The sequence below is a fragment of the Abiotrophia defectiva ATCC 49176 genome, assembly GCF_000160075.2.
Lineage (GTDB): Bacteria > Bacillota > Bacilli > Lactobacillales > Aerococcaceae > Abiotrophia > Abiotrophia defectiva.
In genome coordinates, this window is sequence record NZ_KI535342.1 from 120,387 (window position 1) to 138,041 (window position 17,655).

Here is a 17,655-nt window from a genome sequence, read left to right on the forward strand (position 1 = left end):
AGCTTTCCTTCTTTCTTTGGCTCTAGCCCTTAGAGCCTATTGTTGGTGATGACCAGAGGAGCCGAAGCCTCCTTCGCGGGCAGCCTGCCCACCATGGTCGCCATCCGCCTTCAAGAAAGGCAAGAAGATGGCTTGAGCAATGCGCTCACCTTTTTGGATGGTTTGATCAAAGAGCCCAAAGTTGCTAAGTTGAACGTAGACATGCCCTTCATTACTCGGATTATTATAGTAGTCTGCGTCAATGACGCCCACTCCGTTAGGCACCTGTAAGAAACGCTTGAGCGGGTTACTAGAACGGTTGACGATTTGTAGGTATTCATCTTCCTGCATATAAACCTTAAGCCCAGTAGGCACAAGGGTTGGTTTCAACAAGCGCTGCGGATCCTCTGCTGGCTCCTTTTGGGTTGGTTTGGCATGAATCCATTGTTTCATTTCCATAGCTAAATAGCGGAAAACTTGTCGCCAGTAAGATGGAATCACAATGGTTTCTGCCGCTTCCAAATCATAACCTGCAGCATGATGGGTCGCTCGCTGTGGCAGTTGGATAGCTTTATCTTGGTAGCTAGTGATGACTTCAAAGCCACGTTTTCTTTCCTGGGTCATAAGACACCCCTTTTCTACTGAATCATCTCTATTTTACCAAATTTCCCGGCCAATAGGGTAATAAAAGCAATAAAAGTGCTTGAAAAATCACACTTTCTTACAGATTGAAAGAAACCCCTTACTTTTTGTACAATCTGCCGAAGAAATTTGTGCAGTTTGTCAATGGAATTGTAAACCGTTTTCATTTACACTATAGATGTCAATAAAATCAATCAATAAGGAGCGAATTTTCCTATGGTAGAAATGAAATTAAAAGGCATCCACAAAAAATATGATAATGCCGACTTCTATTCCGTTACTGACTTTAACTTAGACATCGCAGACCGCGAATTTATTGTCTTCGTTGGTCCTTCTGGTTGTGGTAAGTCCACTACATTACGTATGATCGCCGGTTTGGAAGATATTTCTGAAGGGGAATTATGGATTGGCGACCGCCTCATGAACGACGTGGCACCTAAAGACCGCGACATCGCCATGGTATTCCAAAACTACGCCCTCTACCCACACATGACGGTCTTCGACAACATGGCCTCGTTTGAAACTTCGTAAATATCCAAAAGAAGAAATCAAACAACGTGTTGAAAACGCGGCTGAAATCCTAGGCTTAACTCAATACTTAGACCGTAAACCAGCTGCTTTGTCTGGTGGTCAACGTCAACGTGTTGCCTTGGGTCGTGCCATTGTCCGCGATGCCAAAGTCTTCCTCATGGACGAACCGCTCTCTAACTTGGATGCTAAACTCCGTGTACAAATGCGTGCTGAAATTGCTAAATTACACCAACGCTTGAACACCACTACCATCTACGTTACCCACGACCAAACAGAAGCTATGACCATGGCTAGCCGGATTGTCATCATGAAAGATGGGATTATCCAACAAATCGGTAGCCCGCAAGAAGTTTACGATACACCAAACAACGTCTTCGTTGCTGGCTTTATCGGCTCTCCTGCCATGAACTTCTTCAAAGTTAAATTCGAAAACGGCACTATCAGCAATGGCCACGACTTAACCTTAGAAGTAACTGATCCACAACGTCGCTACTTAGTAGAACGTGGTTTCGAAGGCAAGGAAGTCATCTTCGGTATTCGTCCAGAAGACATTCAATCTGAACAAATCTTCTTAGACTCCTATCCAAAATCAGTAGTTCGTTCAGAAGTTGTCGTATCTGAATTATTAGGGGCAGAAACTATGCTTTACTCTAAAGTTGGGGACACTGAATTCATCGCGCGTGTCGATGCACGTGACTACCACAACCCAGGCGAAACCGTAGAACTCGGCTTCAACATGAACAAAGCTCACTTCTTCGACCCAGAAACTGAATTAGTCATTCGCGACCAAGCCTAAGCTTAACTCGTCTACCACTCCGGCCCTCCTCATCTGAGGAGGGTTTTTGGCGTCTATCTGACGACAATTGCACCTCAAATCTGTGACAAGTCCCTAACATCCGTCATTTAGGGACCGGTATCAGTTGCTTTTTGCCTGCTATCGTCCTAGAATAGAGCCATAGAATTGTAAAAGGAGGCTCGCACCATGCAAAACCAGACTTTAATGCAAGCTTTTGAATGGTATCTGCCGAGTGACCACCAGCACTGGAATCGACTTGCCCAACTTGCTCCAGAATTGGCGGCTAAGGGCATTCGCAAAATCTGGCTCCCGCCTGCTTTCAAAGGCACCAACAAAGACGACGTCGGCTATGGCGTCTATGACTTGTTTGACTTGGGAGAATTCGACCAGAAGGGGACCATCCCTACTAAATACGGAACAAAAGACGACTATCTCAATCTGATTGAGACCTTAAAAGCCAACGGGATTGCTCCCATTGCTGACATCGTCCTCAACCATAAGGCCGGCGCTGACCACAAGGAACGCTTTACGGTCATTGAGATGAATCCCAACAATCGTCAAGAAGCAATCTCTGAACCCTTTGAGATAGAAGGTTGGACTTGCTTCACCTTTGATGGTCGCCAGAAAGCCTACAATGATTTCACCTGGCACTGGTATCACTTTACAGGGACCGACTATGACGCTGGCCGTAACCGATCCGGTATTTTCCTAATTCAAGGGGATAATAAGGGCTGGGCCGACGATACGCTCGTTGATGACGAGAATGGTAACTATGACTACCTTATGTATGATGATCTCGATTTTAAGCATCCCGAAGTGGTTCAACATCTCTACGATTGGGCCCATTGGTTTATTGAGACAACTGGTGTTCGTGGCTTCCGCCTAGATGCCGTTAAACATATCGATTCCTTCTTCATGAAGAACTTTATCCGAGACCTAACCGAACACTACGGCGATGATTTCTATGTCTTCGGTGAATTCTGGAATGGCGACGAAGAGGCCAATAGCCAATATTTGGAGAAAACCGACTTCCACTATGACTTAGTAGACGTCAAGCTCCACCAGAACTTCTTCGATGCCGGTCAAGCTGGGGCAGATTACGACTTGAGTAAGATTTTCGACCAAACCCTCATGCAAAACTACCCAGAATCAGCGGTTACCTTCGTGGATAACCACGATACCCAACGGGGTCAAGCGCTAGAATCGACCGTAGCCGAATGGTTCAAGCCTTTGGCTTATGCCATGATTCTCTTGCGTCAATCCGGTTTACCTTGTGTCTTCTACGGCGACTACTTCGGTATTCAAGGGGACTTTGCCCAAGAATCTTTCCAAGAAGTCATCGATAAGTTACTCAACCTACGGCTTTACCATGCCTATGGCCAAGAAACTGACTATCTCGATGACCCCAACTGTATTGCCTGGACTCGGGCTGGTAATGAAGAAAATGATGGTCGCCCACTGGCAGTCATTCTCTCCAACAAAGACGAGGCTAGCAAGCGCCTCTTCTTAGGCCCAGAGTGGGCTGGCCGCACTTTCCGTGATGGCTTAGGACATCACGAAGCCAGCGTCACTATCGAGGAAGACGGCTGGGCTGATTTCCCAGTTCATGGGGCTTCTGTCTCCGCTTGGATTTTGGCAGATTAAACAATTGAGCATAGACAAATTAAAGGACGAGGCTGACCCCGTCCTTTTAACTTTCGCTAGATAAATTTCCCAATATATCATATATGATATAATGGGAAAGCAAAAGGCTGAGACTTGAGTCTCAGCCTTATTTTCATTGATAATTTACTTGATTTTCTGGGCGATAAGATAAGTTAGAAAACTTGTTATACTCTTTCTTAAAGAGTAAGTTGACGGTGTCTCGGGCCCCTGACCGGTTCTTGGCCAGAATCACCTCAATCGTGTTATCTGGCAAGGAATCATCATGGTCTGGTTCGTCACCCGGCTCATCATGGCGGTGATAATCGTGACGATAGAGGAAGGCCACGATATCCGCATCCTGCTCAATCGACCCGGATTCCCGGATATCACTTAAAATTGGCCGCTTGTTTTGACGCTGTTCCAAGCCCCGTGAGAGCTGGGACAAGGCAATAACTGGCACATGCAATTCCTTGGCTAATTTTTTGAGTTGGCGTGAAATCTCAGAAACTTCTTGTTGGCGGTTTTCACGGCCGTTCCCTTCAATTAATTGCAAGTAGTCGATGACAATCAAGCCCAAGTCAGGATTTTCCTGCTTGAGTCGGCGGCATTTGGCCCGAATTTCAGAGACCTTAATCCCCGCCGAATCATCGATGAAAATCTTGGCATTCTTAAGGGTATCGGTCGCAATAGTGAAGCTAGACCACTCATCTTCGGTTAGTTGACCCGTCTTCATGTTGGATGCAAAGATATTTCCCTCCGCACAGACCATCCGATAGACCAAGTCAATCGCCCCCATTTCTAGAGAAAAGATGGCAACTGGCACCTTGGATTTGGTAGCCACATTCTGGGCAATATTGAGGGCAAAGGCCGTCTTACCTACGGAAGGACGGGCAGCGATAATAATTAACTGATCACCTTGGAAACCTGAAGTCATCTTGTCCAAATCATGATAGCCCGTAGCTAGCCCCGTAATGTCGCGTTTTTCTTCAGAAAGCTTAACGACACGGTCATAGGCTTCCACCACTAGGTGGCGCATTTCTTTTGGTTTATTGACCTGGCTACCTTCCCCGATTGAAAGAATCAACTTTTCACTACGGTCTACAATATTTTCAACACTATCGGACTCATCATAGGCTTCCGAACTAATAGTGGTGGTAACCGCAATCAGACGACGCAGGGTCGATTTTTGTTTGACGATATTGGCGTAGTATTCAACGTGTTCTGCCGTTGGCGTCGCTTCAATCAATTCCGCCAGATAACTAGCGCCTCCCGCATTTTCTAAGGCATCATAGGCTTCTAGTTGGTTGACCACCATGACGAAGTCCAAGGCCCCGTTGCGGTCGAAGACCACATCAATGGCATTAAAAATCAGTTGGTGGGATCGCTTGTAGAAGTCATCTTCACTAATGATGGCTTGGACGGTCCCGATTTTACGTGGATCTAGGAATAAAGCACCTAGCACTGCACGTTCAGCTTCAATATTATGAGGCATTATTCGTTGCTCATTAAGATTTAATTCTGTCACTAGGTTCCCTTCTTTCTACTCATATGTAGTTTACTAAATGTCTTAGCCCTTTTCAAGTAGGGCGATATACCCTTGCAAAATCCCCTTAAATTCTATATAATACAGATGAATTAATAGTAGCAGTCAAAGTGCTTACTACCCCAACTGGCCATATCCAAGGGGGTAGTCTAGGCACTTTTTTTGTGACAAGAGAAAGGAGCCCGTCATGTACACCCAAGATACCATTGTTGCCATCTCAACTGCCCTAGGTGAGGGCGCTATCGGTCTAGTCCGCCTGTCCGGGCCAGAAGCTATCGCCATCGCCAACCGGCTCTTTCCTGAAAAGGACCTTAGCCAAGTGGCTAGTCACACCATCCACTATGGTCATATCCAAGATCCCCAGTCAGGACAAGTCTTAGATGAAGTCATGACTAGTGTCATGAAAGCCCCACGCTCTTATACAACTGAAGACGTTGTCGAAATCAACGGTCACGGCGGGATTGTCGCCATCCAATCGATCCTCAACGCTTGCTTGTCCCAAGGGGCTCGTTTGGCAGAACCGGGTGAATTTACTCAACGTGCCTTTCTTAATGGCCGGATTGACCTATCTCAGGCTGAAGCCATCATGGATTTAATCAGCGCCAAGACTAATCGTGCTAAGGATGCGGCCATGAGCCAACTTCAAGGTAGCCTTAAACACAAAATTCGCCAGTTGCGCGACACCATGCTTAATACCTTGGCTCAAGTCGAAGTCACCATCGATTATCCAGAATACGATGATGTCGAGGAACTTTCTCTCCAGCAACTGGCCTCTACAGCAGAGCTAGTTCAAAGTGAAGTTCGCGCGATTTTACGTCAGGCCACCCAAGGCAAGCTTTTCCGTGAAGGAATTAAAACGGCCATTATTGGGCGTCCTAATGTTGGTAAATCCAGCCTTCTCAATTACTTAATTGGCGAAGACAAGGCCATTGTCACCGATATTGCTGGTACCACTCGTGACACCATTGAAGAATATATTTCTATTAAAGGTGTCCCCCTCCATATTATCGATACCGCCGGCATTCGCCATACAGATGAAGTAGTCGAGCAAATCGGGGTGGAAAAGAGCCGCGCCATGATTGAATCGGCGGACCTGATTCTCCTTATTTTGAATCAGGCCCAAGCCCTGGACCCTATGGATTTGGAACTTTTAGAACTGACCCAAAACAAGGCCCGCATTATCCTCTTAAATAAGCAGGACCTACCTAACCAATGGAGCATTGAAGACTTGGCAGGCCATCTGCAAGATGATTCGGACATTATTAAAACCTCTGTCCTAACTGAGGACGGCTTAACTGCTCTTGAAGATGCTATTTCGGCACGCTTTTTATCCGGTAATCTCCAATCTACCGACCTCAACTATCTCTTGAATAGTCGCCATACCCATCTGCTCAATCAAGCTCTAGCCAGTCTAGATGAAGTCATCCAGTCTTGTGCCATGAGCCTACCGGTGGATCTCATTCAGATTGACTATACCCGCGCCTGGGATGCCCTCGGCGAAATCACAGGTGACAGTGTTCAAGATGAGCTCTTAACCAAGCTCTTCAGCCAATTCTGCTTGGGTAAATAAGGAGGATACATCTTGCCAAAACTCGCCACCATCTGTTATATCGACAATGGCCATTCTCTGCTATTGCTCCACCGCAACAAAAAGCCCAATGATGTTCATGAAGGCAAATGGATTGGTGTCGGCGGTAAATTAGAAGCCGGCGAAAGCCCAGAGGAATGTGTCATTCGCGAAGCCAAAGAAGAAACTGGCTTGACCCTCCATCAGCCACAATTAGTGGGCATTATCGTCTTCCCTGAATTTACGCCTGGCCATGACTGGTACACTTACGTCTTTCGCGCCCGTCATTTTGAGGGCCAAGTCATTGACTGTAATGAAGGCACCCTAGAGTGGGTACCCTACGACCAAGTCCTTAGCCGACCTAGTTGGGAAGGGGATCATATTTTCTTAACTTGGATTTTAGAGCAGAAACCCTTCTTTTCAGCCAAATTCAGCTATTCCCAAGATAATCGCCTACTTAATCACGATGTTATTTTTTACACTCATCCATAAACCACAAAGGAGTCAAAACCATGCAAGAATTCTCTGCTGGCCACTATGAAGTCATTGTTGTCGGCGCTGGCCATGCCGGTTCAGAAGCCGCACTTTCTGCAGCTCGTATGGGCTGTCGCACCTTACTCTTAACTATTAGCTTAGAGATGGTAGCCTTTATGCCCTGCAACCCTTCTGTAGGGGGACCTGCCAAGGGTGTCGTCGTTCGCGAAATCGATGCCCTCGGTGGCGAAATGGGCCGCAATATTGATAAGACCTACATTCAAATGCGCATGCTCAACACTGGGAAGGGCCCTGCTGTCCAAGCCTTACGTGCCCAAGCAGATAAACATGCCTATGCGACTGCTATGAAACAGACCATTGAAGCCTGCCCTAACCTTGACCTTAAACAAGGTCTAGTTGACCGCCTAGTAGTGGAAGAAGGGCAAGTCCGTGGCGTTGTCACTTCAACTGGCGCCCGCTATAGTGCGGATGCCGTTGTCCTAACTGCCGGTACCTCTTCACGTGGCCAAATTATCATTGGTGAACTCAAGTATTCATCTGGTCCCAACAATACTTTGCCATCCCAGAAACTCTCTGAACATCTTCTAGAACTGGGCTTTGAGTTAGCTCGTTTCAAAACTGGGACGCCAATGCGTATCCATAAATCTAGCATTAACTATGAAGCCATGGAAATTCAACCCGGTGATAGCCAACCCAACCATTTTTCCTTCCTAACACCAGATGCTGACTACCGACCTGACTTCGTCCCTTGTTGGCTGACCCATACCAGCCAAGATACCCATGAAGTTATTAAGGCTAACCTTCATCGCGCGCCTATGTTTACCGGCATCGTGGAAGGGGTAGGGGCACGTTATTGTCCTTCTATCGAAGACAAGATTGTACGTTTCAGCGATAAGCCACGCCATCAAATTTTCGTTGAGCCGGAAGGTCTGACAACCGATGAGATGTATATTCAAGGTCTATCCACCTCTATGCCTGAAGATGTGCAACTTGAGATGCTCCATTCTGTAGCGGGTCTGGAAAATGCTAAACTCATGCGACCAGGATACGCGATTGAATACGACGTGGTCATCCCTCATCAATTACGTGCTAGCTTAGAAACCAAATTAGTCCGCGGCCTCTATACAGCTGGCCAAATGAACGGAACCAGCGGCTACGAAGAAGCGGCCGGCCAAGGCCTCATTGCTGGGATTAACGCAGCTCGTCAAGTCCAAGGAAAAGACCCACTCATTATCAAACGCAGTGACGGCTATATCGGCGTCATGATTGATGACTTAGTTACCAAAGGGACCACAGAACCTTATCGTCTCTTAACTTCTCGGGCAGAGTATCGTCTCTTGCTACGCCACGATAATGCGGATTTGCGTCTGACTGAAATTGGCCACCAAATTGGCTTGGTCGATGACCAACGCTATGAAACTTATCTAGCTAAGAAAGCCCTGGTCGACGCTGAAATCAAACGCTTGAAGAAAATCACTCTGACGCCTAAGACACCAGGCCTTGAGGAACTCTTTGAACGTGTCGGCTCTTCATCTCTCCTAGATGGTATCAGCGCCTTCAATCTGCTCAAGCGCCCAGAGATTCGCTACTTAGATTTAGTGACGCTTATTCCGCGACCAGAAGGTCCATTGGAACGCCAAGAAGCTGAACAAGTTGAAATTCAAATCAAATATGAAGGTTATATCCAAAAGGCCATCGAAAAAGTCGAAAAAGTCAAAGCCATGGAAGAAAAACGTATCCCTGAAGATATTGACTACGACGCTATCTTGAATTTGGCCAACGAAGCGCGTGACCGACTCAAATTAATTCAGCCGACTACCTTAGCACAAGCTAGCCGGGTCAGCGGCGTTAATCCTGCTGACATTGCCATCTTGTCAGTCTACATCCAACAAGGCAAAATTGCTCGCCTACAAGATCGTCAAGGCCAAGACTAAAAGAAAAGCCCCTTAAAGGGGCTTTTTTCTTCTATATAATATAGTAAAAAGACAGGGTATAAACCCTGTCTTTTTCATTATTTAATAGAGTGTCTACGACGTGCGAATTCTTGGAAGTGAAACTTCTCCAGTCGCGTATGAGAAATACTGTATTGGAAGAAGGTCGTGTCTTCTAAGTAAACAAAGCTGTCTGTCTTAATAACATAGTCCATAGGTGTTAACTTCATGAGTTCCAAGCCTAGCTCCGAAACAATCTCGGCTCGCATATCCTTAGTAGCATAGCTAATATCTAAGTCTAATTGACCTTCTAGGTACTCATAAACTGAATTTTTAGCCACACGACTCGGGATAGATGGTACCACACTGCAACGGAACCAATCTTCATCAATAATCATGACTTCGCCAGCGATAATCCGTGTGCGCAATAAGTAAATAAAGCGTTCATTCTCAGTCACACCTTCTTTGCCAATGAGAAAGTCTGGTGCCTTCACGACTTCATTACGGATTACCCGTGTTTCAGCTTTCATATTTTGATCAGCCTGTAATTCTTTGAAGCTGACCAAACCCGAGAATGGAAAGACAAAACGGTTAAAGTCTAAAACGGTAGAACCGCGACCTTGCTTCTTATGAATGAAACCATTCTCCAACAAGAGTTTTTGTGCCTTACGGATGGTTTCGCGGGATACATCATAGATTTCAGCTAGTTCATGTTCAGTTGGAATTAATTCGCCAATTGGGTAAGTCCCATTTTCAATTTTATGCTTAATGTCTAGATAGACTCTCTCAAATTTATTCATTTTTACACCTCGATACGTATTCTAGCATAATCTGTGACTTTGTGAAAGAGTTTATTCAGATTTTTTCGATTTTTTTTACTGATTAGACCCTAACCAGCTTGGATTTACTTCCCAAATGCCATTAGCCGGAATCGGTAAGGTATCTGGTGATAGAATTAAGCCTCCAACTGTCAGTTTCACTTGGCTAACACCATAGTAATCAGCAATTGTTTGAACGATGGCTGGCAAGACAGCGGTCTCGCGAGCAGTGTGTTGATTCATAGCTGCTACCACACCTGGTGTAAAATCTACAGTGGCAATTTGAGAATCAATTTTTATATCTTTGACTTCAACAGATGCATTAATCCATCCTTCTTTACGGAACAATTCTGTAAAAGTTTTACCAGGATTCTGATTAGTCTGCCAAGTTAATTTGCCAGTTCCCTTGGTTAAAATAGGATTCATTTGATTGCTTGGCTTCGCTATATTGATGGACTGAGTAATGCTAACTTGATGTTGGTTTGACTTAAGCGTGAGTGCAATATTCTCACCACCGCTATTAATGGCTTTCTGGCTAGACATAACTAGGCCCTGGTCCTTGGCATAGTAAGTATGGACCTCTTGATCTGAGCGGAAAGTTGTCACTTCAATAACATCCTCATAAGTCGCATCTCCAATTTTTGCAGACTGATAGAGATTTGTTATAGTAGACCGGCTCCCTTGACTATCCTGCCACATGGTTCCCACTTGGATAGGCGCCATGAGATAAGGAATACGATGTGTGTGGCTCACTTGATCTAGGTGGCTAGTGGTATCTAAACTGTCAAGCGCCTGCCAAGAAATTTGCCAGCCTTCCTTGGTTAGTTGATAGATCGAGACATTAGCTCGTCCATTCGGTAGAAGGGTTCGGATCTGCCATAATTGACGGTTATTATCAGTATAATCTGTGTAAACCAACTGGGTCCCTTCGCTCGTCTCAAATTCTTTCAGTTGATTAATACCATTAGGGGCATAGTGACTGATATCATATTGTGTCCCATCTGGCGCCTTCTGCCATGCTGACGTATCTATTTCACCTGAAATTTCTGCCATGCTAGTACTTGTATCGGCTGAGGAATTATTGGCAGTCCCTTGCCGATCAGCAGCCTTCTTGTCTATCGATGCCTGCACATCTGGACTAATATGAATCATAGGTTCTTGCTTGCAAGCACTTAATAGCAATACAAAACCAACAAGAAGAATCCCTCTTTTCATGTCGCTGCCCCTTTCTTTCCTGTTATTATCTAGCATATTCGTCTTATTTTACCACGCTAGAAAGGATTTTACCATTCTTCAATTCTATCGAGTGCTAGTTGACATATAAAAAGGACAAATCCCTAGGAATTTGTCCTTTAATACTTCATTTATTCTGCTTCAAATAAGAAAGCTACTGCTTCATAAGGCCCTAAAGTCAGGCCTTCAGCATATTGAACTGGTCCATTGCCAATCAACTTTGTCGCTGTCCGACCACGAAAGGCTTGAGGTAATTCAATTTCTACATTTCCATCATAAAAATGTCCTAGAACTAGTAATTGCTGACCCTCATACTCTCTTACGAAGCCCATAATGCTAGGGTGATCCAAGAATAAACCACTGTAAGTTCCATCTGAAATCACATCATAGTCCTTGCGTAAACGAATAAGTTCTTGATAATAGGCATAAATTTTACCTTCCGCTAATTCTTTCTCAACATTAATAGTAGGATAATTAGCTGCAACTTCTAGCCATGGCGTGGCCTTAGTAAAGCCCGCATGAGCGGTTCCGTCCCATTGCATAGGCGTCCGACTATTGTCGCGGGATTTGGCTTGAATAATGGTCATAGCTTTTTCGTGGGAATAACCCTTTTCTCTCATGATTTGGTAGTTATTGTGCGTCTCCACATCATTGTATTGAGCTAATTCTTGGTAGCCTGGGTTAGTCATCCCAATTTCTTCACCTTGATAAATATAAGGCGTCCCACGCAATAAATGTGTAACCGTCGCAAGCAAGGTTTGGGTTTGATAAGGATAATTTAGCACATCCCCAAAACGGCTATTAGACCGAGGTTGATCATGATTATTGAAGAAGAGGGCATTCCACCCCTGCCCGTCGGACATACCTGTCTGCCACTCATCCAAAATACGCTTGAGCTCTAAGAAATCAAAAGCTGGATTGGACCATTTTTCCCCATTTTCGTAATCTACCTTGAGATGATGGAAAGAAAAAATCATAGAGAGTTCTTGATCTTTAGGATTGGTATAGCTAATCCCATTTTCAATCGTAGTGGAAGACATCTCCCCCACTGTGACGATTTCTTGGTCTTGCCCAAAAGTAGCTTGGTTCAATTCCCGAATCCAAGTATGCACAATTGGCGTATCCGTATAAAGTGACTTCTCCTGACTAGAGCCGGGAGCTTGGCTATCAACTAATTCTTCTGACTTGCCAATGACATTCAAAACATCGAAGCGGAATCCTTTGACCCCTTTTTGACGCCAAAAATTCACCACTTGGTGAAGTTCTTGCCGAACCTTAGGATTGTGCCAATTTAAGTCTGCCTGCGTCACATCATAAAGATGGAGATAATATAAGTCGCTGTCGCCAAATCGCTCCCAGGCAGGTCCACCAAACTTAGATTCCCAGTTAGTTGGTAAACTACCATCAGCTTTAGCAGGTCTTAAATAGAAGTAAGCTTGATACTTAGGGTCCCCTGCCAAGGCTTTTTTGAACCATTCATGTTCTGTCGAAACATGGTTCAAGACCATGTCTAGCATGAGCCCAATACCTCGTTTGTCGGCTTCAGCTACTAATTCTTCAAAATCTGCCATAGTCCCAAAAGCTGGGTCAATGGCACAATAATCCGAAATGTCATAGCCATTATCATGTTGTGGGGAAGGGTAGAAAGGATTCAACCATATTAAATCAATACCTAAACCCGCTAAATAGTCTAATTTTTCAATAATACCACGTAAATCTCCCATCCCATTTCCTGTCGTATCTTTGAAGGATTTAGGATAGAGTTGATAGACAACTTTTTTTGATAAGCGCATAAGAACCTCCTTTCAAAAGGGCTAAGACAATTATCCTAGCCCCATAGCCTCCACTTTTACTTATTAAAGAATGGAATATCAAAGTCAATGGCTTTATTTTCTAAGAACTTGAATTGACGATTGAAGAAGAGTGTTACAACAAATGGGACCACTAAAGCGACTGCCATGCAGACAAAGAACATCGCCATCGAACCTGGTTGAATTGCGAGAAATCCTGGTAGACCCCCGACTCCAATAGCGTTAGATGTGACCTTATAAGTCGTTGCAATCAAACCCGCAATACTAGAGCCAATCATGCCAGCAAGAAATGGATAGAGATACTTCAGGTTAACCCCAAAGAGGGCTGGCTCAGTAACCCCTAGGTAGCATGAAATAGTAGACGGCACTGTAATTTGGTTTTGCTCTTCGTCCTTACGTGTCAACCACCAGACAGCCAAAACAGCAGAACCTTGGGCAATGTTTGAGAGGGCAATCATTGGCCAGAGGCCTGTCCCATTAAAACGAGCGATGAGTTCTGAGTCAATCGCGTTAGTCATGTGATGAAGACCGGTGATAACCAGTGGGGCATAGAAAGCACCAAAAATAGCACCAAAGAGCCAAGAGAAAGTGCCGGTCAACCCTGCTCGAACAACCTGTGAAATCCAGTCACCAATTGTCCAACCAATTGGACCTAAAACTGTATGGGCCAAGATTACTGCAGGAACTAGAGCTAAGAAGGGCACCAGAATCATGGACAGAACTTCAGGCACCACTTTACGCCAGAAGATTTCAAGATAAGATAGGGCCAAACCTGCTAAAATAGCCGGAATGACTTGAGCTTGATAACCAATTGCTTTGAGTTGGAAGAAGCCAAAATCCCAGAATTTAACGGTTTGTTCTTTTACTGCCTGAGCATACTCATAGGCATTAGTCAAACGACCTGATACAAGGGTAATCCCAAGTACAATCCCCAGAATTTGGGTGGTTCCCATCTTACGTGTTACCGACCAGACAATCCCTACCGGTAAGAAGTGGAAGATTGCTTCACCCGGTAACCATAAGAAGTCATTAACCCCACTCCAAAACTGAGAAACATTGACAATTGTATTATAGAGTATGGTGCCATCTGGATTAAATTGGGCTTGCCCATCAACAAATTTCTGTCCTAAAAATTCAAGTGGCACATTTTCTAGAATATTGCGGAAACCAAGAATCAAGCCACCTACGATAATAGCTGGAATAATCGGGGCGAAAATCTCTGCCATAGTGGTCATAGCACGTTGTAAGAGACTTTGGTTCTTCTTAGCAGCAGCCTTGACTTCATCCTTGCTAGCCTCACCTACACCAGATACTGCTTGGAATTCTTTGTAGAATTCAGATACCGCATTACCAATAATGACCTGGAATTGACCCGCTTGAGTAAAGCTCCCTTTGACAGATGGTAGCGCCTCGATTGCCTTAACATCTGCCTGACTAGGGTCGACCAAAGCAAAACGCATCCGTGTTGCGCAGTGGGTCACTGCCGATATGTTTTCCTTGCCACCAATTAAGGACAATAATTGCGTCGCATCTTGTTTGAAGTTTGACATCCTTTTTCCTCCTTTTAAACTTGTCTGTACAAATTTATAATCTCATTGTATCACTTAGCACAGTGAATGCAAGCCTTTTTTGTAAGAGTTTTCTTCTTGTGAAAACATATTTCCATAATAAATCAGCTGTAACTGACTTATGAGTCAATTACAGCTGATTTTACTTTTATATTTTCATTTAATTTTCATACTCAACGACTAAATATCGGTTAGGTTCAACCCCTTCAGAGTGGGTTTTAACATGTTCGATTTGACTGAGATGAGAGTGAATTTGCTTACGCTCGAAAGCTGGTAGAGGATCTAAGATTACTGCTTGCTTAGTCTTGAGGACTTGGCGAGCTGTACGATCTGCAATGCTTTCTAAGATGCCTGCGCGACGGTCGCGGTAGTCACCTACATTGAGTAGAACTGCTACACGACGGTGATGACCTCGGTGAACCATCACTTGAGCCAAGGATTGTAAGGCATCAATGATTTTACCGTGTTTCCCGATAATCAAACCAGATTTGTCAGTTTCAATATTGAAATGTACTTCGCGAGAACTTGCTTCTACACTAACCTTTGCTTCAGCGCCAAAAGCCTTAATGACATCTTCAAGGTAACGTGCCACTGCTTCGAGGCTAACTGAACCTTCGGTTTTTTCTTCGGACTCGACCACTTCTTCTGCTTCTTCCACAAGAACAGTTTCTTCAGTAAGTGGACTCACTTCTTGGCTTGGCACAACTGGCTCAGCGACTGTTTGGCTTTCAACAGCTACTACTGCCACTTCTTCAACTTCTTTGGTTTCTTCTGCTAAGTCGTTGAGCGAGATTTTAGTTTTGGCACTAATTTCAACAATGGCATCTTGTTTACCAAAGCCGAAGAGCCCCTTCTTACCTTCATTAATGACAGTTACCACTGCTTGATCTTCGCTGATATTAAGTTTTGATAAGCCAATTTTGACTGCTTGTTCAACGCTAGGTGCTTTAATCGTAACACTGTTATCTAACATAAAAGAACGCTCCTTTACTTATACTAACTATTTAACTTTCTTCAGCGCTTTACGTAAACGACGCTGACGGGCTTTTTCTTCTTGGCGTTTTGCTTCTCTTTGGGCAATAATCTTGTATGGATTATAGAAGATAAAGGTTTGGACAACCCGTACCGCATTGGATACCACCCAGTAGAGAGTAACCGCTGCTGGGAAGTTGAAGGATACCAAGAGAATCATGGCAGGTGCCACATAGGTCATGGCTTTGCTAGCACCATTTTGGATAGGATTAGCCTTAACTGTTAGGTATGAGCTATACCAGGTTAATACTGCGGCTAAAATTGGTAAGATGAAGTAAGGGTCTGCCTTACCCAAGGCTAGCCAGAGGAAGTGGCCATCCCGTAAAACTTCAGTTCGCGTAATTACCTGATAGAGGGCGAACATGACTGGCAGTTGAATGAGAAGCGGTAAGCATCCTGCAAATTGGTTAACGCCGCGTTCCTTCATCAAATCCTGTTGAGCCTGCTGGAGGGCTTCCATGGACGCACGATCTCGATTAGGGAATTGTTTTTTCAGTTCTTCAATTTCAGGTTGGATTTCAGCCATTTGGAATTGCGAATCCATCTGCATCTTGGTCAGAGGGGTTAATGCGACCAAGATAATAATGGTAAAGAGAATAATACCTAGGCCATAACTGCCTCCCAATAAGTTGGATAACCAAATAATGAATTGAGAAAGAGGGTAGATGATGTAGCCATCCCAGACACCACTACTGTTGGCGTCGACATTTGATGTAGCACCACAACCCGCTAAGAAGATTGGCAAAGCCACGAGCATGGCTGCTTTCATCCATCGCGATAAATTTTTCATTGAAACCTCCTATGAATGGGATGATAATAACTTTGCAACGGTCATGACATGACGCAAGGATTGACGCACCGTAGCTTGATCCTTGTCTTTAATATCAGGTCGAGCAATGAGAAGATAATCATATTCGTGGGGGATTTCATGCTCTAAATCCTGCAAGGATTGACGGAGATAACGTTTGACCTTATTGCGCATGACAGCATTCCCGATACGTTTTCCAACCGATAATCCGACGCGAAAATGTGCTTGTTCAGGTTTCGGATAGACATAAAGCACTAACTGCCGGTTGGCGTAAGTCTGGGCATGGTGATAGACATGTTGAAATTCACGTTCTTTCTTGATTCGATAAGCTTTCTTCATGGTCTCTCCTTATTCTGCCTCAGGTGCAAAGTATTTCCCTACTATTATACCGTATTTTGCAAGCTTTTACATCTATAATTGTGTTTTGGAGCGGTTTTTCTTTTCATCTTTTGTAAGCTTATGCCTATTTACTTAAATTTATAAAAAGTAATGGTTGCTTTTTATAATCTAGTCCTTTATACTATAAAAAGTAACCATTACTTTTATAAAGGAGAAGCATATGAAACGTACTTTATTTTTATTACTAAGTCTCTTTGCCCTAGCAGTGAGCCCCGTCTCTGCTTTTGCCCACGGTAACCATTCCCACCATGAAGTAAAACCGCATCAAAAAGGGGTTTTTGAAGACAGTCAAGTCTCTGACCGAACCTTAAGTGACTATAGTGGTGACTGGCAATCTGTCTATCCTTATATGGAAAGTGGAGAATTAGATATGGTTATGCGCTACAAATCTAAGGCAGAAGGCGCGACCAAGACTTTCGAAGAATATAAGGAATACTACCTTGCAGGTTACAAGACAGATGTCACTCGAATCGTGATTGACGGCGATAGCGGCAAAATTACCTTCTATAAAGGTGACCAAGCTAGCACGGCAACCTACCGCTACGATGGCTTTAAGATTCTGACCTATAAATCCGGTAAGAAAGGTGTCCGTTACCTCTTCACAGCTGAAGGTGACAGCCAAGGAGCACCTAAACATATTCAATTCTCTGACCATGAGATTGGGCCTACCAAAGCCGAACACTTTCACATTTTTGCTGGCGACCAAGACCACGAAAAATTATTGGAAGAAATGGAAAATTGGCCAACCTACTATCCAAGCAATCTTGATGTCTATGAAATCATCGATGAAATGATTGCCCACCATTAATATTATAAAATTAGGCTATGAGATTAATAAATCTCATAGCCTAGTTTATT

Annotated in this window: 14 protein-coding genes and 1 pseudogene; 6 read left to right on the plus strand and 9 right to left on the minus strand. The window is 44.3% G+C overall.

The annotated features are described in order from the left end of the window. Positions 1 to 36 precede the first annotated feature (36 nt). Positions 37 to 603, minus strand: coding sequence for a dCTP deaminase/dUTPase family protein (locus tag GCWU000182_RS09285; protein ID WP_023392554.1), 567 nt, complete (start codon positions 601 to 603; stop codon positions 37 to 39). 234 nt (positions 604 to 837) lie between these two features. On the opposite strand from GCWU000182_RS09285, the pseudogene GCWU000182_RS09290 reads away from it, so the two are divergent. Both GCWU000182_RS09290 and GCWU000182_RS09295 read left to right on the plus strand, forming a co-directional pair. Continuing rightward, positions 838 to 1,948 (plus strand): annotated as a pseudogene (locus GCWU000182_RS09290) (ABC transporter ATP-binding protein). 186 nt (positions 1,949 to 2,134) lie between these two features. After that, positions 2,135 to 3,592 (plus strand): alpha-amylase, encoded by a 1,458-nt coding sequence (locus GCWU000182_RS09295; protein WP_023392558.1) that lies wholly within the window; start codon positions 2,135 to 2,137, stop codon positions 3,590 to 3,592. Between the two features lie 133 nt (positions 3,593 to 3,725). Here the strand turns inward: GCWU000182_RS09295 and dnaB are convergent, their stop codons facing one another. Next, on the minus strand, positions 3,726 to 5,117 hold the full coding sequence (dnaB, locus tag GCWU000182_RS09300) for a replicative DNA helicase (protein ID WP_282705536.1): 1,392 nt from the start codon (positions 5,115 to 5,117) through the stop codon (positions 3,726 to 3,728). 205 nt (positions 5,118 to 5,322) lie between these two features. Here dnaB and mnmE point away from each other — a divergent pair, with 205 nt between their 5' ends. From mnmE to mnmG, 3 genes are read left to right on the plus strand one after another with little or no spacing between them, the layout of a single operon-like run. Continuing rightward, positions 5,323 to 6,705, plus strand: coding sequence for a tRNA uridine-5-carboxymethylaminomethyl(34) synthesis GTPase MnmE (mnmE, locus tag GCWU000182_RS09305; protein ID WP_023392560.1), 1,383 nt, complete (start codon positions 5,323 to 5,325; stop codon positions 6,703 to 6,705). A gap of 12 nt (positions 6,706 to 6,717) precedes the next feature. After that, positions 6,718 to 7,194 carry an NUDIX hydrolase gene (locus GCWU000182_RS09310; RefSeq protein WP_023392561.1) on the plus strand — a complete coding sequence of 159 codons (477 nt, stop codon included), beginning with the start codon at positions 6,718 to 6,720 and terminating at the stop codon, positions 7,192 to 7,194. Positions 7,195 to 7,214: 20 nt separating this feature from the next. Further along, positions 7,215 to 9,131: a tRNA uridine-5-carboxymethylaminomethyl(34) synthesis enzyme MnmG gene (mnmG, locus tag GCWU000182_RS09315; RefSeq protein WP_023392562.1), complete on the plus strand. Its 1,917-nt coding sequence runs from the start codon at positions 7,215 to 7,217 to the stop codon at positions 9,129 to 9,131. A 77-nt stretch (positions 9,132 to 9,208) separates the two neighbouring features. Here mnmG and treR read toward each other — a convergent pair whose 3' ends face one another. The 7 genes from treR to rnpA form a co-directional block, all read right to left on the minus strand. Further along, a complete protein-coding gene (treR, locus tag GCWU000182_RS09320; protein ID WP_023392563.1) occupies positions 9,209 to 9,928 on the minus strand; it encodes a trehalose operon repressor in 720 nt (239 codons plus the stop codon). A gap of 75 nt (positions 9,929 to 10,003) precedes the next feature. Further along, positions 10,004 to 11,161, minus strand: coding sequence for a GerMN domain-containing protein (locus GCWU000182_RS09325; protein ID WP_035364975.1), 1,158 nt, complete (start codon positions 11,159 to 11,161; stop codon positions 10,004 to 10,006). A 149-nt stretch (positions 11,162 to 11,310) separates the two neighbouring features. After that, on the minus strand, positions 11,311 to 12,972 hold the full coding sequence (gene treC / locus GCWU000182_RS09330; RefSeq protein WP_023392565.1) for an alpha,alpha-phosphotrehalase: 1,662 nt from the start codon (positions 12,970 to 12,972) through the stop codon (positions 11,311 to 11,313). Positions 12,973 to 13,028: 56 nt separating this feature from the next. Further along, positions 13,029 to 14,540 (minus strand): PTS system trehalose-specific EIIBC component, encoded by a 1,512-nt coding sequence (treP, locus tag GCWU000182_RS09335; RefSeq protein WP_023392566.1) that lies wholly within the window; start codon positions 14,538 to 14,540, stop codon positions 13,029 to 13,031. Between the two features lie 178 nt (positions 14,541 to 14,718). Further along, positions 14,719 to 15,531, minus strand: coding sequence for an RNA-binding cell elongation regulator Jag/EloR (gene jag / locus GCWU000182_RS09340; RefSeq protein ID WP_023392567.1), 813 nt, complete (start codon positions 15,529 to 15,531; stop codon positions 14,719 to 14,721). A 27-nt stretch (positions 15,532 to 15,558) separates the two neighbouring features. Next, positions 15,559 to 16,380 (minus strand): YidC/Oxa1 family membrane protein insertase, encoded by an 822-nt coding sequence (locus GCWU000182_RS09345; protein ID WP_051372966.1) that lies wholly within the window; start codon positions 16,378 to 16,380, stop codon positions 15,559 to 15,561. A 9-nt stretch (positions 16,381 to 16,389) separates the two neighbouring features. Then, positions 16,390 to 16,737, minus strand: coding sequence for a ribonuclease P protein component (rnpA, locus tag GCWU000182_RS09350; protein WP_023392569.1), 348 nt, complete (start codon positions 16,735 to 16,737; stop codon positions 16,390 to 16,392). Positions 16,738 to 16,957: 220 nt separating this feature from the next. On the opposite strand from rnpA, the gene GCWU000182_RS09355 reads away from it, so the two are divergent. Continuing rightward, a complete protein-coding gene (locus tag GCWU000182_RS09355) occupies positions 16,958 to 17,605 on the plus strand; it encodes a metal-binding protein ZinT (protein ID WP_023392570.1) in 648 nt (215 codons plus the stop codon). Positions 17,606 to 17,655: the final 50 nt, after the last annotated feature.